This is a genomic window from Micromonospora sp. NPDC049175 (genome assembly GCF_043197345.1).
Taxonomy (GTDB): Bacteria; Actinomycetota; Actinomycetes; order Mycobacteriales; family Micromonosporaceae; genus Micromonospora.
Window position 1 is genome coordinate 464,218 of the sequence record NZ_JBICSY010000006.1, and the last position, 18,767, is coordinate 482,984.

Consider the following 18,767-nt stretch of genomic DNA (forward strand, 5'->3'; position numbering starts at 1 on the left):
GGATTCGAATGTGGATCGGTGTGGCGTCCGCGTCACCCCTTGACCGCGCCGAGCATCACGCCGCGGACGAAGTACCGTTGGACGAAGGGGTAGACCGCCAGGATCGGCAGGGTGGTCAGCACGATCGTCACGGCCTCCAGGGTGGCCGCGGCCTGGACCTTGTCGGCGTCGGCTGCGGCGGACTCGGCGCTGGTGGCGCCCGCGATGAGGTTGCGCAGATAGACGGTGACCGGCAGCAGGTCCTGCTGGTCGATGTAGAGGAACGCGGTGAACCACGAGTTCCAGAACGACACCGCGTAGAAGAGCACCATCGTGGCGATGATCGCCTTCGACAGCGGCAACACGATCCGCAGCAGGATGCCGTACGTGTTCAGCCCGTCGACGGCGGCGGCCTCCTCCAGCTCGCTGGGCAGGCTCTCGAAGAACGCCTTCATGACCAGCAGGTTGAACACGCTGATGGCGTTGGGGACCACCACGGCCCAGATGGTGTTCTTCATCCCCAGGCTGGTGACCAGCACGTAGTTGGGGATCAGGCCGCCGGAGAAGAACATGGTGAACAGCGCGATGCCGACCAGGACGCGGCGCCCCTTGAGCTGTGGCTTCGACAGCACGTACGCGTAACAGGTGGTCAGCACGATCGAGATGAGCGTGGCGACCACCGTGTAGACCACCGTGTTGCGGTAGTTCGTCCAGAACAGCCCGTCGGACATCAACAGCTTGTACGCGGTCAGGTCGAACCCGCGCGGGACGATGCTCACCTTCCCCGTGATGATGTACGCCTCGTCGCTGAGCGAGCGGGCCACGATGTTGAGGAACGGGAACAGCGTCACGACCACGACGCCGATCAGGACGACCGTGTTGACGATCCGGAAGATCCGGTAGCCCCGACTGTCCACCGGACCCCGCGTCTTCGGGGCGTCGCTCTTGGCGCCGATGATCACCACAGGCTCGTCCCCACCGTGCGCCGGGAGATGAGGTTCGCCGTCAGGACCAGGATCAACCCGATCACCGCTTCGAAGAGACCGACGGCCGCGGCGTAGCTGAAGTTGCTGGACTGGAAGCCCATCCGGAACAGGTAGGTGGAGATCACGTCCGCGGTCGGGTACGTCAGCGGGTTGTAGAGCAGCAGGATCTTCTCGAACCCGACCGCCAGGAAGTTGCCGATGTTGAGGATCAGCAGCGTCATCATCGTCGGCCGGATCCCCGGCAACGTCACGTGCCAGGTCTGCCGCCACCGGCTCGCGCCGTCGATCCGGGCCGCCTCGTACAGGTCCTCGTCGACCGTGGTGAGCGCGGCGAGGTAGAGGATCGTCCCCCAACCGACTGTCTGCCAGACCTCGGACGAGACGTAGATGGTGCGGAACCACTCCGATTTCTGCAGGAAGGCCACCGGCTCCCCGCCGAACATGCCGACGAGTTGGTTGGCCGCGCCACCGACCGAGGTCAGTTGCATGACCATCGCCGCCACGATCACGATCGACAGGAAGTGCGGCAGGTAGGACACCGACTGCACGAACCGCTTGAACCGGCGGGCGCGCACCTCGTTGAGCATCAGCGCCAGCACGATCGGCAGCGGGAAGCAGAACAGCAGGGTCAGCGTCCCGAGCACCAGCGTGTTGGTGAAGACATCCCAGAACGTCGGGTCGGAGAGGAACATCCGGAAGTACCGCAGGCCGACCCAGTACTCACCGAAGACGCTGCCGCCCGGCTTGAACCGGCGGAACGCGATCACGTTGCCGAGCATCGGCAGGTAGCGGAAGACCAGGAAGAACAGCAGCGGCAGGACGGCGAGGGAGTAGAGCTGCCAGTCCCGGCGCAGCGCCTGTCGCCAGCTGCGGCGGCGGCGCGGCGCCCGCGGGGCGGGGCTGGCGGCCTCCGCCGGCGACCGGGGTGGCGCCGGCGGCGGTGGCCGTAAGGTCGATGTCATCCTCGGCCCCTCCTAGGCGGGATGCGGGACGGCCACGAGGGGCTCCACCCGCACCGACGTGAGCAGTTCCCGCTGGTGGCCGACCTGGCGCTCGACGCCGGTCAGTCGCAGCGGCAGGGTCGCCACCGGGTCGCCGCTCGACCGGCCGAAGCGCAGCTCCACCTCGCCGGGCTCGACGACCCGCCGGCCGGACAGCCCACTGAACGAGGCCAGGTCGGCGGGTACGCCGAACGTCACGTGCGCCGCCTCGCCGGGCTCCAGCGGCAGTCGGGTGTAGCCCACCAGCCGGACCACCGGGCGGGTGGTCTGCGCGACCGGGTCGTGCAGGTAGAGCTGCACCACCTCGGTGCCGGCGCGGTCACCGGTGTTGGTGACGGTGATCCGCACCCGCACCTCGCCGTCGACCGGCCAGGCCGCCGGGGCGTCCGGCGTCTCGTCGACCGGATCGACCACACCGGCGTCGGACCACTCGAAGGTGGTGTAGCTCAGCCCGTGGCCGAACGGGTACGCCGGGGTCGGGTCGACCGAGGAGACCTTGGTGCGACGCCCGAGCGGCGGCGACAGGTAGGTGCCCGGCAGTCCGCCGCCATCACGGGGAACGCTTACCGGCAGCCGCCCGGACGGGTTCACCGCTCCGGTGAGCACCTCGGCGAGCGCCTGCCCGCCGAGCTGCCCGAGGAAGAACGCCTGCACCACTGCCGCGGCGGAGTCGAACTCCGGCCCGAGCGCGTAGGGGCGGCCGGTCATCAGCACCAGGACGACCGGGGTGCCGGTGGCCAGGACGGCCCGGACGAGTTCCGCCTGTACGCCGGGCAGCCGCAGGTCGACGGCGTCGCAGCCCTCGCCGGAGGTGCCACGGCCGAACATCCCCGCGCGGTCGCCGACGGCGAGCACACACACGTCGGCGGCGGCCGCCGCGGCGACCGCGGCCGGAATGCCTGCGGTGTCCTCGCCGGTGATGGCGCAGCCCGGCTCGTGGCTGAGCAGGGGGACGCGTCGGGCCAGCTCGTCGCGCAGCGAGGGGATCTCCAGGCCGAGCCCGTGCTCGCTGTGGTGGATGCCCACGTGGTTGGGGAACGAGTAGCAGCCCAGCATCGCCATCGGGTCGTCGGCGACCGGGCCGATCAGGGCGACCCGGCTGCCGACGGGCAGCGGGAGGACGCCGCTGTTGCGCAGCAGGACGACGGACTCCCGGGCCAGGCGGACGGCCACGTCCTGGCTGACCTCGTCGTCGAGTCGCAGGTTCGCCACGTCGTCGGGCAGCTCCTGCCAGTCCTCGTCGAGCAGGCCGATCTCGATCTTCTGGATCAGCACCCGTCGCAGCGCCCGGTCGACGAGCGCCTCGTCGACGTCGCCGCTGCGGACCGCCTCGACCAGCGGAGCGCCGAAGGCGTCCACCGTGGGCAGCTCGACATCGATCCCGGCGCGCAGGGCGAGCCGGGCCGCGTCGGCGGCGTCGGCGGCGACCCCGTGCAGGGTCTGCAGGAAACGGACGGCGAAGTAGTCGGCGACCACGATGCCGGTGAAGCCCCACTCGTCGCGGAGAAGGCCGGTCAGAAGCTCCTCGTCGGCGGCGGCGGGCAGGCCGTCGATCTCGGCGTAGGAGTTCATCACCGAGCGCGCGCCGCCGAGGCGAAGGGCCATCTCGAACGGCGGCAGGATCACGTCGGTCAGCTCCCGACGACCCATCGGCACCGGCGCGTGGTTGCGCCCGCCCCGGGAGGCGGAGTAGCCGGCGAAGTGCTTGAGGGTGGCGACGATCCCGGCGCCCTCCAGGCCCCGCACGTACGCGGCGCCTGTCGTCCCCACCAGGTAGGGGTCTTCGCCGATCGTCTCCTCGGTGCGGCCCCAGCGGTAGTCGCGGGTGACGTCGAGGACCGGCGCGAGCCCCTGGTGCACGCCCGCGGCGCGCATGGAGCGCCCGATCCGGTCGGCCATCGCCTCGACCAGCTCGGGGTCGAAGGACGCGCCCCAGCTCAGCGGGGTCGGGTAGACGGTGGCCCGCCAGGCCGCGAACCCGGTGAGGCACTCCTCGTGCACCTGGGCCGGGATGCCGAACCGGCTGGCGGCGACGATCTGCGCCTGGGAGGCGGCGAGCGACCGGGCGCCGAGCACCGGGTCGACAGGCGCGGTGCCGAAGGGGCGGGTGAGCTGGCCCAACCCGTACTGGATGAGGGTGTTCCACGGTGGAAGCTCGGTGATCATGTCGGACTGGTGGGGGGCGACGCCCTCGCCGGAGGCGCTCGCGCCGACCCAGACCCCGATGAGTTGCGCGACCTTCTCCTCGAGTGTCATCAACGGCAGGAGTGCCTCGGCCCGCTCGGTCGGCGACAGCCGCGGATCACGCCACGGCGCGGCGTCGCTGTGCACGGGCAACTGACTTCTCATGCCTTGACCCCCTAGCTCCGGCCACATCCCCGTGCCCTGGTGGAACCAGTTCCGTGGCGGACGTCCACGCGATCCGAAACTTTCCGGAAGCCTGCGCAACCTTTTCGGCAACCTAAGTGCCCCATCGATGAGTGTCAAGGGTCTCAGTTGGACCCCGGCGGCCACTTCCTGCACACGGTGACTCCGCCATCGGCACTCCGTCGCGAATTCTCCGCGAAACGGCCCGCGAACGGGCCGGACGACCGCCGCAACGGCTGGTGTGATCGGCCAATCGTGTTAAGGTCTCCCGAAAATTTCGGATGCTGTCTGGGGCTGCGATGACAGAGCACCGTCCGCTCGATCAACCCGCGTCCACCACCATCGCGACAATCGCCCACGACGTCGGCGTCTCGGTCGCCACGGTGTCGAAGGTCCTCAACGGACGCGGCGACGTCGCCCCCGGCACCAGAGCGCGGGTGGAGGCGAGCCTCGACCGCCACCAGTACCAGCGCCGGACCCGGCGACCCTCGACCAGCGGCGGGCGGATCGATCTCGTGTTCCACGAGTTCGACACCGGGTGGGCCATGGAGATCCTGCGCGGCGTCGAGGCGGTGACCGCCGCGGCCGGCATCGGATTGTCGGTGGCCCAGCTCAACGGCGCGCACCGCCCCCCGGCCCGCTGGCTGGACGCGATCCTCGCCGACCGCCCGTTGGGCGTGGTGTTCGTCCTCTCCCACCTGGCCGAGACGCAACAGCAGCACCTGCGGCGTCAGGGCATCCCGTTCGTCGTCGTCGACACCGACAGCGCGACCTCGGCCTCCGTACCCACTGTTGGTTCGAACAACTGGAACGGTGGCCTGCTGGCCGCCCGGCACCTCCTGGAGTTGGGCCACCGGCGGATCGCCATCATCTCCGGGCCGCCCGACGTGCTCTGCAGCCGGGCCCGCGCCGCCGGCTTCCAGTCGGCCCACGAGGAAGCCGGGCTCGTGGTGGACCGCGAGCTGATCCGCTACGGCAGCTTCTCCGCCGGCGCCGGGCACGCCCACGGGCTCGAACTGCTCCGCCTGCCGTCCCGACCGACGGCCATCTTCGCCGGTTCCGACACCCAGGCCATGGGGGTGCTCCGGGCCGCCCGCCAGTGCGGCCTGCGAGTGCCCGAGGACCTGTCGGTGATCGGGTACGACAACCTGCCGGTCTCCACCTGGACCGACCCGGCCCTCACCACGATCAACCAGCCGTTGCGCGACATGGCGGGCATCGCCACCCAGATGCTGCTCGACCTGACCAGGGGCAACGAGCCGGCGACCAGCCGGATCGACCTGGTGACCGAGTTGGTCGTCCGGGAGAGCACCGCGCCCCCCGCCAGCCCGCACTGACCCGAGCCCCTGCGAGGACCCGTGCCCCACGCCGCCGCCCTGCCCGACGACCTCCAGCGGTACGCGCCGGAGATCGTCGAACCCGACGACTTCGACACGTTCTGGCACGACACCCTCACCGAGGCGACCGCCCGGCCGGTCCTCGTCGCTGTCCGTCCAGAGCCCACCGACCTGCGGCTGCTCGACACCTGGGACGTCACGTTCGCGGGCTTCGGCGGAGACCCGGTCCGGGCCTGGTACACCCGCCCCGCCGGGGCGTCGGGGCCACTGCCCGCCGTCGTCGAGTACGCCGGCTACGGCCGTGGTCGCGGCCTGCCCCACGAGCGCCTGACCTGGCCCACGGCCGGGTACGCCCACCTGCTGATGGACAACCGGGGCCAAGCCGGCCAGTACGGCGCCGGGGACACCCCCGACCCGCACGGCGCACCCGGCGGGCCCTGGCCGGTCACCTGGGGGATCCTCGACCCGCGCGACTACCACTACCGGCGTCTGATCACCGACGCGGTCCGGGCGGTCGAGGCGGTCCGCGCCCTGCCGGGGGTCGACGGCGCCCGGGTCGCCGTGGTCGGCAACAGCCAGGGCGGCGGACTGGCGCTGGCGGTGGCCGGCCTGGTCGGCGACCTTCACGCGGTGCTGACCACCGCCCCGTTCCTGTGCGACATGCGGCGGGCCGTCCAGCTCAGCGAACCCGCGCCGTACGGCGAGATCGCCCGCTACCTGGCCGTGCACCGGGAGGCCGAGGAGGCGGTGTGGCGCACCCTGTCCTACGTCGACGGGGTGAGCTTCGCCAGGCGTGCGACGGCGCCGGCGCACTTCGGGATCGGGCTGCGCGACACCGTCTGCCCGCCCAGCACCGGCTTCGCCGCCTACAACCAGTACGCCGCGGCGGCCCGGCCGCCGGTGCCGCCCGCGCGAGAGATGCACGTCTACCCGTTCAACGGTCACGAGGGCGGCGAGGCCGTGCACGTCCGACGTCAGCTGCGCTGGCTCGGCTCGATGCCGCACCCGGCCGGACGGCTTCCGACCCACTACTCATAGTCGGACACCGATCTGTTGCCGGTGTTAGCGATAACACGTTAAGGTGCGTCAGGCGAGGTGCAGGGCACACTTCCGCCACTCGTCGGTCTGTCGCCTCCGACCACCGATGGCACGTGTCAGCGCCACGACCACCAGTGCGGATGTCCGGGTTCTCTGTCGTTTCCCGCAGCCCGCTCCCCGCGTACCGCGTCCTGGCGGCGACCGTCCTCCCGGTGGCCGCCGACGTCGCGCACCCTCACCACCAGAGGAAGTCCCATGAGCAGTGCACCGCTCGCCCACCCCGTCCCTCCGCCACCCACCGCCACCGCGACGACGCCCAGGCCCCGACGAGCCCGCCTGTGGTGGGCGGCCCTGGCCGCCGTCGCGGCCGTGGCCGCCGTCGTGCCGATCGCGACGTCTCCGGCCAACGCGGAATCCAACGGCGGCGTACGCGTCATGCCCCTCGGCGACTCGATCACCGACGGGTTCAACGTCCCGGGTGGATACCGGATCGAGCTCTGGCAGCGGTTCACGGCCGGTGCTTACCGGATCGACTTCGTCGGCTCCCAGTTCAACGGCCCCGCCAGCCTCGGCGACCACGACCACCAGGGCCACTCCGGATGGACCATCGCCCAGATCGACGCCAACGTGGTCAACTGGCTGCGGGCCACGAATCCGCGGACCGTGCTGCTGCACATCGGCACCAACGACATGTACGGCGACACCTCCGGCGCCCCGGGCCGGCTGGCCACCCTCGTCGACCGGATCACCAACACCGCCCCGAACGCGGACGTGTTCGTCGCGACGATCATCCCGAAGTCGGGCGCGGACAACGTGGTCCGCGGGTACAACGCGGCGATCCCCGGGATCGTGCAGACCAGGGCCGCCGCCGGCAAACGCGTCCACCTGGTCGACATGTACCGCGCCCTGACGCTCAGCGACCTGGCCGACGGGGTGCACCCCAACGCCACCGGCTATCGCAAGATGGCCGTGGCCTGGTACGACGCGCTCCGGTCGGTGCCCGGCAGCATCGGCGGCGACACGCCACCGACCACCGCGCCACCGACCACCGCACCGCCCACCACCGCGCCACCCACGACGCCGCCGCCCACCACGCCGCCGCCCACCACGCCGCCACCGACCACCCCGCCCCCGTCCGGCGCGTGCCGTGTCACGTACACGGTCAACGCCTGGGGCAACGGGCTCACCGCGTCCGTCTCGGTGGCCAACACGGGCAGCACCCCCGTCACCGGTTGGGCGCTGGCGTTCACGCTGCCGAGCGGGCAGACCATCACCAACGGCTGGAATGCCAGCTACTCCCCGTCGAGCGGGGAGGTGACCGCGCGTAACGTCTCCTACAACGCGACGATCGCGCCGAGCACCTCGGTCGACATCGGCTTCCAGGCCACCCACACCGGGAACGCCGGCCGACCGTCCGCGTTCACCCTCAACGGCACCGCCTGCGCCCTCGCCTGACGACGCTGTCGCGGTGCCGGGCCGCACCGGCCCGGCACCGCCGCAGCGAGAGATCATGGGGGCGCCGTGTCGATCCGCGGGCCGCTCGTTCGACATGGAGGTGCGAGGGCCGGGAGGCGGCCCCGCCGGACGAGGGGAACGCGATGTCGAAGTACATGCTCATCATGCGGGGCACCGACGAGACGAACGCGGCCATGATGGCCAACATCGACGAGGCGATGGCCGCGACCGGCCGGTTCATCGAGGAGATGATGGAGGCCGGTGTTCTCGTCGCGGCCGAAGGGCTGGACGATCCGGGCCGGGGCGTCGTGGTCGACTTCAGCGGCGAGGCCCCGGTGGTCACGGACGGGCCGTACGGCGAGACCAGGGAACTGTTCGGCGGCTACTTCCTGCTCGATGTCGCCTCCCAACAGGAGGCGGTCGAGTGGGCCAAGCGGTTCCCGGCGCTCGAGTGGGCCAAGCGGTTCCCCGCGGGCCGCGGGTCCAAGATCGAGGTCCGGCGGGTGGCCGAGCCCGACGAGGTCCCGCACGGCAGCGAGAACAACGGCCAGATCTGATGGGTACGGCCGACGTCGAGGCCGTCTGGCGCGTCGAGTCGGCCCGGATCGTCGCCGCGCTGACCCGGTTCACAGGCGATTTCGGGCTGGCCGAGGACGCGGCCCAGGAGGCGGTGGCCGAGGCGCTGGTGTCGTGGCCGCGTGCCTCTCCGGCCAACCCGGCCGGCTGGCTGATGGCCACGGCCCGACGGCGGGCGATCGACGCGATCCGCCGTCGGGTGGCCCTGCAGGACCGATACGCCCTGCTGGCGGCCGACCCGACGGTCGACTCGGCGGTCGACGACACCGTTGATCCCGACCGGATCGACGACGACGTCCTGGCGCTGATGTTCGTCAGCTGCCACCCGGTGCTCTCCCCCGAGACCCGGGTGGCGCTGACCCTGCGCGTGGTTGGCGGCCTGTCCAGCGAGGAGATCGCCCGCGCGTTCCTGGTGCCCGTGCCGACCGTGCAGGCCCGCATCACTCGGGGCAAGAAGACGATCGCGGCGGCCGGGGTGCCGTTCGAGCTGCCGCCGGCCGGTGAGCGCCGGGAACGGCTGGGCGGCGTGCTCAGCGTCCTCTACGTGATCTTCACCGAAGGGTCGACAGCCACGTCTGGCGACCGACTGTTGCGCCCCGACGTCGCGTACGAGGCGATCCGCCTGACCCGCACGCTGGCCGCGCTACAGCCGGACCAGCCGGAGGTGCACGGCCTCCTCGCGCTGTGCGAGCTGACGGCCGCGCGCTTCCCGGCCCGGACCGGCCCGGACGGCGCTCCGGTCCTGCTCGCGGATCAGGACCGCAGGTTGTGGGACACCTCGGCGATCCGCCGCGGGCTCGCCGCGCTGGCCCGGGCATCGACGCGCGGCCCGTACGGCCTGCAGGCCGCGATCGCCGCCACCCACGCGGCGGCGCCCTCGGTGGAGGAGACCGACTGGGACCGGATCGTGCTGCTCTACGAGGCACTCGGCCGGGCCGCGCCCTCGCCGGTGGTCGAGCTCAACCGGGCCGTCGCCGTGGCCATGGCCTCGGGTCCGGCGCAGGCCCTGACCATCGTGGACGAGCTGGTCGCCGCGCACCGGCTCCCCGGCTCCCACCTGCTCTCGACCGTACGCGGTGAGCTACTGACCCGCCTCGGCCGCCGGCCGGAAGCGCGGACCGAGTTGGAGCTGGCGGCCCGGCTCTGCGCCAACAAGCGCGAACGTTCGGTGCTCCTGGCCAAGGCCGCCGCGCTGAGCTGACGTCTCCCACACGGCCGGCCGCTGGACCCACCGACCCGGTTCGGCCTGGGCGGATGGGGCGGCGACGAGTTCCGTCGCCGCCCCATCAGCGTGCGGTGCCGGTCAGGAGGCGGTGCAGGAAAGCACCTGTGGGCGGGTCCAGTTGCCGTTGGCCATCGTGGTGAAGCCGAAGACGTTGCCGCTGCCGTTCGACCGCATCGTCATGACGTTGCCGCTGCCGTCCCAGCTGGGGCTGCCGTTCCAGGTGGCGGACACCTTCTGTGGCGGGGTGACGACCACCACGACGCTCCAGGTGCTCGCCCCGCTGACGGTGACCTGACTGTTGAACCGGTCGCCCCATCGGGTGCTGTCCTGCAGCGTCGCGCTGCAACCGCCGCCGGGCGGAGGCGTGGTGGGCGGAGCGGTGGTCGGCGGGGCCGTGGTCGGCGGCGCGGTGGTCGGCGGCGCGGTGGTCGGTGGGACGGTGGTCGGCGGGACGCTTGTCGGCGGGGCCGTCGTCGGCACCGCGGGGCCGTTGTTCAGTGCGGCGAGCACCGCGTCGTAGGCGGCCTTCTTGGAACCGTTGCTGTTGAACAGCAGCGGCGTCTGCGAGGCCAGCCACGAGTCGCTGTCGCGGATGCCCCACACCGTGATGCCGTTGCAGCGCGGCACGGCCATGCAGTCCTCCACCACGCTGCGGTAGGTGTTCGCCGGAGCGCCCTGGATGTCCAGCTCGGTGATCTGCACGTCCACACCCAGCGCGGCGAAGCTCGACAACGTGGTGCGGTAGTTGCTCACGTACGGCGAGTTGTTGTTGAAGTGCGACTGGAAACCCACGCAGTCGATCGGCACGCCGCGGGCCTTGAAGTCCCGCACCATGTTGTAGACACCCTGGGTCTTCGCGTGCGTCCAGTTGTCGGTGTTGTAGTCGTTGTAACAGAGCTTCGCGTTCGGATCCGCCGCGTCCGCCGCCCGGAACGCCGCCTCGATCCAGTCGTTGCCCGTGCGCTGCAGGTTCGAGTCACGGCGACCCCCCGAACTGCCGTCGGCGAACGCCTCGTTCACCACGTCCCACGCCACTACCTGACCCCGGAAGTGCGTGGCCACCTGCGTCACGTGGTTGAGCATCGCCTGCCGCAACGCACTGCCGCTCATGCTCTCCATCCAGCCGGGCTGCTGCGAGTGCCACGCCAGGGTGTGGCCCCGCACGCTCATGCCCCGGCTGCGCGCGTGGTTGACGATCTGCTCCGCCGCGCCGTAGCTGAACCGACCCTGCTGCGGCTCGGTCGCGTTCATCTTCATCTCGTTCTCGGCCGTGACCATGTTGAACTCACGGTTCAAGATCGTGGTGTACGCGTTGTCGCTCAACCGGCTCGCGGCCACCGCGGTGCCGAAGTAGCGGCCCTTCTCGGCGGCGGACGCGCCCAGTGTGGTGCCGGCGCTCGCCGTGGTCGGCAGGAACGCGGCACTTGTCGCGGCGAGTAGCGCCGCGGCGGCGAGGACGATAGCCGTACGCGCTCGTGGGCCCGCCGGTGGGCGGGTGTCCCCGTGGCACCTCTCGGTCATGTCTCTTCCTTCCGGTGGGACCCGGGATGGGGCGTCTGACGCAGCACCCCGGCGGGTGGTGGGGTATCGGGTCGAGACCACGCACGCCGGGGCGCGCCCGGGAAGAGGCGCGAGCCCTCGATCATCGACTCCGATGGATGTGGAGTATGTCAGCGCCGCTGATCGACGAGCAACAATTTCCGGAAGTTTTACGAGAGCCGCAGGACGCCGTTCATCCGCCGAAGAGACAGCCGTCCAGGTGGGCGGTCATCCGGCCGGAACGCGATCTGGTGAGCCGACGAGCGAGGCGGAGCGACGGAGGCGGAAGAGCCGCAAGTTCCGGAACTTCTCCGCAAGGCGGAGCTCGCCGCAACGACGAGCTAGGCCATCATCAAGTCGTCGCGCGGTAGAGCCGGCTGACGGTCTCGGCCACACAGACGGGCTTGCCGCCGCCGTCGCTCTCCACGGTGATCGTCGCGACCACCTGCACGCCGCCGGCCACCGGGGACACCTCGGCGATGGTGGCCGCGGCCCGGACGGCGGCGCCGACCCGCACCGGGGCGGGGAAGCGCACCCGGTTCAGCCCGTAGTTGACACCCATCGCCACCCCCTCCACCCGGTAGAGCCGGCCGGCAAGCGCCGGCAGCAGCGACAGCGTCAGGTACCCGTGGGCGATGGTCCCGCCGAACGGCCCCGCCGCGGCCCGCACCGGATCGAGGTGGATCCACTGGTGGTCGTCGGTGGCGTCGGCGAAGAGGTCGACCCGGCTCTGCTCGATCCGCTCCCACGGACCGGGCCCGAGGGTCTCGCCGACCGCGCTGGCCAGTTCCTCGAACGAGCTGAAGACTCTCATGTCAGGTCTCCCGAGACTAGAAGGCGTTGACGCCGGTGAGCGCGCGTCCGATGAGGAGTTGCTGGATCTGGCTGGTGCCCTCGTAGAGGGTGGCGACCCGCGCGTCACGCAGGTACTTGCCGACCGGGTATTCGTCGATGTAGCCGTACCCGCCGAAGACCTGGACCGCGTTGTTGGCCGCGCGGACGGCGGCCTCGCTGGCGAAGAGCTTGGCCATCGACGCCTCGGTGGCGAACGGCTGGTCCCGGTCGATCAGGTCGGCCACCTGCCACACCAGCAGCCGGGCGGCGGCGGTGTCCACGGCGATGGCGGCGAGCAGTTGTTGGACGAGCTGGTGCCCCGCGATCGGCTTGCCGAACTGGGTGCGCTGCCCGGCGTAGCCGACCGCCGCGTCGAGGCAGCCCTGGGCGATGCCGACGCACCCGGCCGCCACCGACATCCGGCCCTTGGCGAGGGTCGCGAGGGCCAGCCGGAACCCCCCGCCCTCGTCGCCGAGGCGGGCGGTGTCGGGCACGCGTACCCCCTCGAAGCTCAACTCCCCGGTGGCCTGACCGCGCAGGCCCAGCTTGCCGTGGATCTCCCGGCGGACCAGCCCCGGACAGTCGGTGGGCACCAGAAACGCGGTGATGCCGCGGTGCCCGGGGCCGCCGGTGCGGGCGAAGACCAGCGCGACGTCGGCGGTGGTGCCGTTGGTGATGAACGTCTTCGTGCCGGTGAGCAGCCAGTCGGTGCCGTCGCGGACCGCGCGGGTCCGCAGCGCGGCCGCGTCCGAGCCGCTGTCCGGCTCGGTCAGCGCGAAACAGCCGAGGGCGGTGCCGGCGCAGAGTCGGGGCAGCCACTCGGCACGCTGCTCGGGCGACCCGTGGGCGGCGATCGACTTCGCGACCAGGCCGAGCGAGACCGAGACGATGCCGCGCACCGCCGAGTCGCCCCGGCCGAGCTCCTCCAACACGAGGCAGTACGCGAGGTGGTCGCCGCCGGAGCCGCCGTCGTCCTCGGCGATGGTCAGCCCCAGGAAGCCCAGGTCGCCGAGCATGCCGACGATGGCGGGGTCGACCGACTCGCGCCGGTCCCAGACAGCGGCGTGCGGCACCAGCTCGCGGTCGGCGAATTCGGCGGCCACCTGGCGGACCGCGGCCTGCTCGGCGGAGAGGGTGAGGTCCATGGCCATCAAACTAGCGGTGATAGTTTAGGCCGTCCAGAGCGGACCCCGGATCATCGGTCGGAGGCCAGCCCGGCGTGCCGCTCACCCGCGAACGCGCGGGCCAACTCGGTCCGCGAGCGGATGCCGAGGCGGTGGAACACGTTGCGCAGGTGATGGTCGACCGTGCGGATCGAGAGAAACATCCGGGCCGCGATCTCCCGGTTGGTGGCGCCCTCCGCGACCAGCTCCGCAATCCGCAGTTGCTGGCCGGTCAGCAGCCGCGCCGCCGGCAGGTCCGGCGGGCCGACCGACTCCCCGGCGGCCCGCAGCTCGGTGGTGGCCCGCTCGGCCCAGCACGCCACCCCGAGCAGACTGAACATCTCCCGGGCCTGATGCAGATGCGTACGCGCGTCGCGCGGGCGTCGGCTGCGCCGCAACTCCTGGCCGAAGAGCAGCTCGGTACGGGCCAGCTCGAACGTGCCGGCCTCCGCCGGGTGCAGCCGCAGCGCCACCTGGAAATGGTGTTCCGCCTCGACACTGCCCCGGGGTGCGAGCAGCGCGTGGCACCTGGCGGACAGGGCCCGGCGCAGCGGACTCGCCGTGCCGCTGGCCCATCTGTCGAAGACGGTGAGCGCCGCCGCGGCCGCCGGCCGGTGTGCCAGGTGCGCCGCCGCCTCCACCAGATACGGCGTCGCCATCACCTGCACCAGGACCTGACCGCGACCGGTGCCGAGCCGAGCCAGCGACGCCAGTCGGTCGGCGGCCTCGGCGTGCCGTCCGTCGATGAGGTCGAGCACCGCGAGTGCCCACCCGGCGAGCGCGTGCGGACGGCTGCCCGGCGTCGGCGACTCACCGATCTCACGGATCTGCCGCAGGCTGGTGTCGCGGTCGGCCCTTATCGCGGCGAGCACGGCGAGCATGCCCAGGTGGATGTTGGCGCAGTTGACCTGACCCGTGGCGCGGGCGACCCGCACCCCGTCGCGGGAGGTCTCCGCCGCCGCCTCGTGCCGGCCCTGCCAGTACTCGGCGACCGCCCGCAACTCCAGCGCCCGGGGCAGCGTGGACACCTCGCCCCGATCCCGCGCCAGCGCGACGGCACGCTCGGCGAGCCGGTGCGCCGCGCCGTCCACGGCGACCACCAGGCCGGCCGCCGCCGCACAGGTGAGCGCCGTGGGGGTCAGCGCCGGCCCGTTCAACCGGGCTCCCAGCACGACGGCCCGGCGTAGCGTGGGGCCGGCCCGCTCGTGGTCGCCCCGCAGGGTCGCCGCCACCCCGGCGACGAAGCTGCCCATCAGCTCCATCGCCGGCGGGTCGGTCGGCCGCCGCAGGGCCAGCGCCCGCCGGCCGACCTCGGCGTACCGGTACTGGTCGCCGGCGAAGCAGACGGCCTCGCCGGCGCGTACCAGCCCGGACAACGCCAGGGCACGATCGGTGTCGGCCACCGCCGTGGCCGCGGCCAGCAGTCGGGCCGAGGCGTCCGACGCCGCACCGCACCGCAGCTCCAACTCGCCGCGCAGCAGGTCGGCGCGGGCCCGCACCTCCGGGTCGCTGGACACCGCGCGGAGGCGGTCGAGCAGCAGCCGGGCCGTCTCGGGTTGCCCGCCGACCCAGGCATAGTGGGCGGCGCTCAGCAGTCGGGCGGCCGTCTGGGTCGGATGATCGCTGAGTTCGGCGGCCCAGCGCAGGGCCGCCGAGGCGACGGCCCACCCACCGGTCCCGCCCGAGGCCGCCTCCTCCAGCTCCGCGGCCAGGGCCGGATCGGCGCCTGCCGCGGCGGCGGCGAGGTGCATCGCCCGGCGCAGCCGCTGCCCGTCGGCGACCAGCACCGCGGCGAGCAGCCGGTGTGCGGCGCGGCGCGCGGCGAGTGGCGCACCGGCCGCGATCATCGTGCGGACCAGCGGCTGGGGGAAGGTGACGCCCTGCGGCTCGACACGGACCAGGCCGGCGACCTCCGCCGGGGCGAGCGCCTCGATCTCGGTGCCGGCGGCTGCGGCGGCCCGGATCAGCGTGCCCGGCGTACCGTCCTCGTCGAGCGCGGCGAGCAGCAGCATCCGCCTGGTGTCCGGCGGCAACCGGTCCAGCCGGGCCCGGTACGCGCGGCCCAGCGCACCGTCCTCCGGCGGCGCGGCGGGCAGCGGCTCCTCGCCCCGCCACTGTGCCGGGCTGAGCACCTCGGCGAGGTCCACCAGGGCCTGCGGATTGCCGCCGCCGATCGCGGCCAGGGCGGTCACCACCGACGCGGCCGGCCGCTCGGGGAGCCGATCGGTGAGGATGGCGACGCTGCTGGGCGTGTCGAGCGGCCGGAGGCGGTGCGCCGGTATCCCGTCGACAGTGACCGCGACGTCCGCGGTGAGCAGGACGACGACCGGTAGCTGCCGCAGCCGGCGGGCCACGAAGGCCAGCACCTGCGCGGTCAGGGGGTCACCCCGGTCGACGTCGTCCATGGTGACGAGCAGCGGGCGGTCCCGTGCCGCCTCGGCGAGCAGTCCGAGCACCGCCATCGACAGGGCCAGCCGACGGTTGTCCGGGCAACCGTCCCCGCCCAGTGCCCGCCGGAGCAGGTCGCGCTGCGGCGTCGGCAGGGCCGTGGCGTGGTGTGGCAGCGGGTCGAGCAGCCGTTGCAGACCCGCGTACGGCAGCGCGGCCTCCTCGGCCAGCCCGCTCGCGGCGAGCACCGTGCAGCCCTCGGCGTGGCGGTGGGCGTGGCCGACAAGCGCGGTACGGCCCGAGCCCGGTTCGCCGTGCAGCAGCAGGGCACCGCCGCCGTTGGTCACGCCGTCGAGCAGGCGCCGGACAGCGCGGCATTCGTCGTCCCGGCCACGCAGCACGGTTAGTTGCACTCTCGATGCAGCAACCATGCATGAAGTGTCACCTATTGGTAACCGAATGGAAAGAGATGGCGAAATCGGGCCGAGCCGGAATCAGCCGGCCGCGACCTCGGCCAGCAGGGCGCCCACCGTCCGGGTCATCACGGCGCGCGCCTGGTCCACGCCCAGCCCGAGGCCGTAGCGCAGCATCGACCAGGCCTGCCACGTGCTCGCCGCCACCAGGGCGTTGCGCAACTGCTCCCGCTCCGGCCCGGCCGCGGCCAGCTCGACGGCGAAGAGCTCCTCGACCTCGTCGCGGACCCGTTGGATGTGCTTGAGGCGGTTGCGGTGCAACTGCTCGGAGACTGGCTCGCGCATCTGGGCGGCCCGCGCCGACGCCGCGATGAGCTGGAGCAACCGGGCCCGCTGCCGGCAGTACGCGTCGACCCGCTTCGCCAGCGGCAGCCCGGGAGAGATCGGCCGGTGGGCGGCGTCCTGCTGCCGGAGCACCTCCGCGCCGCTGGCCTCGAAGAGCGTCTCCATGTCCTTGAAGTTGGTCCAGAGCGTCCGCAGCGAGATGCCGGCCCGCTCGGCGATGCGTTCCCCGGTCGGGCGCAGGTCCCCCTCGCCGATGAGCGCGAGGTGAGCCTCGACGATGGCCGCGCGGGTGCGCTCGGCCCGAGCGGTGCGCCCGTCGACCCGGCTCGCGACCTCGACCCCGTCCATCCGCCCCCGCCCTCTCACCGCCACGGCGTCTCCTGACGCAGCGACAATTCTAGACAGGCGGTGATCAGCGGCCCCGGACCGACCGCCGGCGTGCTCATCCGGCTCGACCGGTGCGCGAGACGCCACCGCCACCGACGACGACGCCGGTGACGATGGCGCTGCCGGTGACGATGACGCTGCGGATCGCAAGCCGAACAAAATATGCATTCACAGTGCAGATATTAGAAGTGCTCATCGGCATCGGTCAACGCCTCGAAGGCACCACGAAGCCGGCCGGGCGTGGTCACACGTGACCACGCCCGGCCGGACACCCCTAACGTCGATCTTGCAGTTTCGGTTGTCGATATGGTTGGAATGCCCCTTGTATCGGGACAGAAAGTGCAAGATCGCGGGAGTACGGAGGTGCGGTACGGCGGCGCGGTACGGAGGCGTGCGCTCAGGAGACCGTGGGCACCCCGTTCGCCGGTGGCGCGGCCGGGGTGGCGGTGTACTCGTTGACCGGCCCGTCCGCCTCGTCGGTCTCGTACGCCGGCCCGAAGTAGCTCTGCACTCCCCCGCTCACCTGGCTCAGCCGCTGACCGCCGTACCCGGAGTGGTCCTTGGCGGAGAAGCGCAGCGGCACCAGCCCGGGGCCCTGGAAGCCGCCCTTCTGCACGGCGTCCAGCACCTTCTCCCGGGTGAGATCCTTGCCGGCGGCGAGCAACGTCTGCACGAAGAGGTAGCCGACCGACATGCCGTAGACGGTGTTGCCGTCGAACGGCGCGTCCCCGTTGTGCTCCTTGTTGATCTTCGTGAAGAGCTGGATCCACGGGTTCGCGGTGTCGTTCTGCATCGGCAGGTAGTTGGTGCCGACCATGCCCTCCAGGATCGGCGCGGCGGAACCGAGCTGCTTGGCCAGGGTCGGATAGTCGGCGCCGACGTTGGAGACCAGCCACTGCGCCTTGAAGCCCAGCCGCGCCGCGGTGCCGATCGACAACGCGGTGAAGCCGGGCACGGTGGCGAGCACGACGACCTTGCACCCGGCCGCCTTGAACGCGCCGATCTGCGGCGCCACGTTCGTGTTGCTGGTGACGTACGTCTGCTTGACCGCCACCGTCCCGGCGCCGAGCACCTTCTCCACGCCGACCAGGCTGTCCCGGCCGAAGTCGTCGTCCTGGCCGAGGAAGCAGACCTTCTGACCGGCCAGGTTCGCCTTCGCGTAGGTGGCCAGGATCTTGCCCTCGACCGTGTAGTCCGGGTTGAACCCGAACGTGCCCGGATACTTGTCCGGCTGGTCCCAACTGCGGCTGCCGGAGGCGACGAAGAGGTCCGGCACCCGGTTGCTCTTGAGGAAGTCGAGCACTCCGCTGTGCGTGGGCGTGCCGAGACCGTTGAGGATGGCGAAGACCTTGTCCTGCAGGACGAGCTGACGAACCACCTGCTGGGTGTTGGCCGGGTTGTAGCCGTCGTCCATGATCTTGTAGGTGATCTTCCGGCCGTGTACGCCACCGTTGGCGTTCACGTAGTCGAAGTACGCCTTCGTCGCCGGGGCGATCTTCGAGTAGCCGGCCGACGCCGGCCCGGTGAGCGGCATGTGGGTGCCGACGACGACCTCGGTGTCGGTGACGCCCGGCACCGACGCCCCGCCGGGACCGGAGCCGTCGTCACCACCGCAACCGGCGGCGGCGGCCAACAGGGCGATGGTGCTGGCGATCGCGAGACCACGTTGTGCCAAACGGTGCATGGAGAACACCGACCTTTCTCGGTCCGGTTCGGGGAACGGTGTGGGTGGTG

Annotated in this window: 15 protein-coding genes; 6 read left to right on the plus strand and 9 right to left on the minus strand. The window is 71.8% G+C overall.

The window, feature by feature from the left end; all coding sequences use genetic code 11:
• Positions 1-32 precede the first annotated feature (32 nt).
• The 3 genes from ACGFH8_RS25415 to ACGFH8_RS25425 are packed head-to-tail and all read right to left on the minus strand — an operon-like array spanning position 33 to position 4,315.
• Entirely contained in the window at positions 33-944 is a 912-nt protein-coding gene (locus ACGFH8_RS25415; protein WP_393371496.1) for a carbohydrate ABC transporter permease, read from the minus strand.
• Positions 938-1,927, minus strand: a complete 990-nt coding sequence (locus tag ACGFH8_RS25420) for an ABC transporter permease (protein ID WP_393371499.1) — start codon at positions 1,925-1,927, stop codon at positions 938-940. Before ACGFH8_RS25420 ends, ACGFH8_RS25415 begins: the two co-directional genes overlap by 7 nt.
• Positions 1,928-1,939: 12 nt before the next feature.
• Positions 1,940-4,315: a glycoside hydrolase family 3 N-terminal domain-containing protein gene (locus ACGFH8_RS25425; RefSeq protein ID WP_393371501.1), complete on the minus strand. Its 2,376-nt coding sequence runs from the start codon at positions 4,313-4,315 to the stop codon at positions 1,940-1,942.
• A 317-nt stretch (positions 4,316-4,632) separates the two neighbouring features.
• On the opposite strand from ACGFH8_RS25425, the gene ACGFH8_RS25430 reads away from it, so the two are divergent.
• The 5 genes from ACGFH8_RS25430 to ACGFH8_RS25450 all read left to right on the plus strand — a co-directional run bounded on the left by ACGFH8_RS25430 (position 4,633) and on the right by ACGFH8_RS25450 (position 9,940).
• A complete protein-coding gene (locus tag ACGFH8_RS25430; protein WP_393371503.1) occupies positions 4,633-5,670 on the plus strand; it encodes a LacI family DNA-binding transcriptional regulator in 1,038 nt (345 codons plus the stop codon).
• 21 nt (positions 5,671-5,691) lie between these two features.
• Positions 5,692-6,708, plus strand: coding sequence for an acetylxylan esterase (locus ACGFH8_RS25435; protein ID WP_393371506.1), 1,017 nt, complete (start codon positions 5,692-5,694; stop codon positions 6,706-6,708).
• A gap of 255 nt (positions 6,709-6,963) precedes the next feature.
• Entirely contained in the window at positions 6,964-8,163 is a 1,200-nt protein-coding gene (locus ACGFH8_RS25440) for a cellulose binding domain-containing protein (protein WP_393371509.1), read from the plus strand.
• A 143-nt stretch (positions 8,164-8,306) separates the two neighbouring features.
• On the plus strand, positions 8,307-8,720 hold the full coding sequence (locus ACGFH8_RS25445; protein ID WP_393371511.1) for a YciI family protein: 414 nt from the start codon (positions 8,307-8,309) through the stop codon (positions 8,718-8,720).
• Positions 8,720-9,940, plus strand: a complete 1,221-nt coding sequence (locus ACGFH8_RS25450) for an RNA polymerase sigma factor (RefSeq protein ID WP_393371513.1) — start codon at positions 8,720-8,722, stop codon at positions 9,938-9,940. Before ACGFH8_RS25445 ends, ACGFH8_RS25450 begins: the two co-directional genes overlap by 1 nt.
• A gap of 102 nt (positions 9,941-10,042) precedes the next feature.
• Here ACGFH8_RS25450 and ACGFH8_RS25455 read toward each other — a convergent pair whose 3' ends face one another.
• The 5 genes from ACGFH8_RS25455 to ACGFH8_RS25475 form a co-directional block, all read right to left on the minus strand.
• Positions 10,043-11,485 carry an endo-1,4-beta-xylanase gene (locus ACGFH8_RS25455; RefSeq protein ID WP_393371516.1) on the minus strand — a complete coding sequence of 481 codons (1,443 nt, stop codon included), beginning with the start codon at positions 11,483-11,485 and terminating at the stop codon, positions 10,043-10,045.
• A gap of 370 nt (positions 11,486-11,855) precedes the next feature.
• On the minus strand, positions 11,856-12,317 hold the full coding sequence (locus ACGFH8_RS25460) for a MaoC family dehydratase (protein WP_393371518.1): 462 nt from the start codon (positions 12,315-12,317) through the stop codon (positions 11,856-11,858).
• Between the two features lie 16 nt (positions 12,318-12,333).
• Positions 12,334-13,482 carry an acyl-CoA dehydrogenase family protein gene (locus tag ACGFH8_RS25465; RefSeq protein ID WP_393371522.1) on the minus strand — a complete coding sequence of 383 codons (1,149 nt, stop codon included), beginning with the start codon at positions 13,480-13,482 and terminating at the stop codon, positions 12,334-12,336.
• A 50-nt stretch (positions 13,483-13,532) separates the two neighbouring features.
• Positions 13,533-16,319 (minus strand): AAA family ATPase, encoded by a 2,787-nt coding sequence (locus ACGFH8_RS25470; protein ID WP_393371523.1) that lies wholly within the window; start codon positions 16,317-16,319, stop codon positions 13,533-13,535.
• A gap of 63 nt (positions 16,320-16,382) precedes the next feature.
• Positions 16,383-16,994 (minus strand): TetR/AcrR family transcriptional regulator, encoded by a 612-nt coding sequence (locus tag ACGFH8_RS25475; protein WP_393371784.1) that lies wholly within the window; start codon positions 16,992-16,994, stop codon positions 16,383-16,385.
• A gap of 110 nt (positions 16,995-17,104) precedes the next feature.
• Here ACGFH8_RS25475 and ACGFH8_RS25480 point away from each other — a divergent pair, with 110 nt between their 5' ends.
• Positions 17,105-17,287: a hypothetical protein gene (locus ACGFH8_RS25480; protein WP_393371526.1), complete on the plus strand. Its 183-nt coding sequence runs from the start codon at positions 17,105-17,107 to the stop codon at positions 17,285-17,287.
• A gap of 143 nt (positions 17,288-17,430) precedes the next feature.
• On the opposite strand, the gene ACGFH8_RS25485 is transcribed toward ACGFH8_RS25480, so the two are convergent.
• Complete coding sequence (locus ACGFH8_RS25485) at positions 17,431-18,717, minus strand: ABC transporter substrate-binding protein (protein WP_393371528.1); 1,287 nt, start codon at positions 18,715-18,717, stop codon at positions 17,431-17,433.
• Between the last annotated feature and the right edge of the window lie 50 nt (positions 18,718-18,767).

Bases quoted from the DNA above. Each gene is read 5' to 3' on its own strand.
- ACGFH8_RS25460 (WP_393371518.1), bottom strand. From the start codon at position 12,317: ATGAGAGTCTTCAGCTCGTTCGAGGAACTGGCCAGCGCGGTCGGCGAG.
- ACGFH8_RS25470 (WP_393371523.1), bottom strand. From the start codon at position 16,319: ATGGTTGCTGCATCGAGAGTGCAACTAACCGTGCTGCGTGGCCGGGAC.
- ACGFH8_RS25450 (WP_393371513.1), top strand. From the start codon at position 8,720: ATGGGTACGGCCGACGTCGAGGCCGTCTGGCGCGTCGAGTCGGCCCGG.
- ACGFH8_RS25465 (WP_393371522.1), bottom strand. From the start codon at position 13,482: ATGGACCTCACCCTCTCCGCCGAGCAGGCCGCGGTCCGCCAGGTGGCC.
- ACGFH8_RS25485 (WP_393371528.1), bottom strand. From the start codon at position 18,717: ATGCACCGTTTGGCACAACGTGGTCTCGCGATCGCCAGCACCATCGCC.
- ACGFH8_RS25455 (WP_393371516.1), bottom strand. From the start codon at position 11,485: ATGACCGAGAGGTGCCACGGGGACACCCGCCCACCGGCGGGCCCACGA.
- ACGFH8_RS25445 (WP_393371511.1), top strand. From the start codon at position 8,307: ATGTCGAAGTACATGCTCATCATGCGGGGCACCGACGAGACGAACGCG.
- ACGFH8_RS25430 (WP_393371503.1), top strand. From the start codon at position 4,633: ATGACAGAGCACCGTCCGCTCGATCAACCCGCGTCCACCACCATCGCG.
- ACGFH8_RS25425 (WP_393371501.1), bottom strand. From the start codon at position 4,315: ATGAGAAGTCAGTTGCCCGTGCACAGCGACGCCGCGCCGTGGCGTGAT.
- ACGFH8_RS25475 (WP_393371784.1), bottom strand. From the start codon at position 16,994: ATGGACGGGGTCGAGGTCGCGAGCCGGGTCGACGGGCGCACCGCTCGG.
- ACGFH8_RS25440 (WP_393371509.1), top strand. From the start codon at position 6,964: ATGAGCAGTGCACCGCTCGCCCACCCCGTCCCTCCGCCACCCACCGCC.
- ACGFH8_RS25420 (WP_393371499.1), bottom strand. From the start codon at position 1,927: ATGACATCGACCTTACGGCCACCGCCGCCGGCGCCACCCCGGTCGCCG.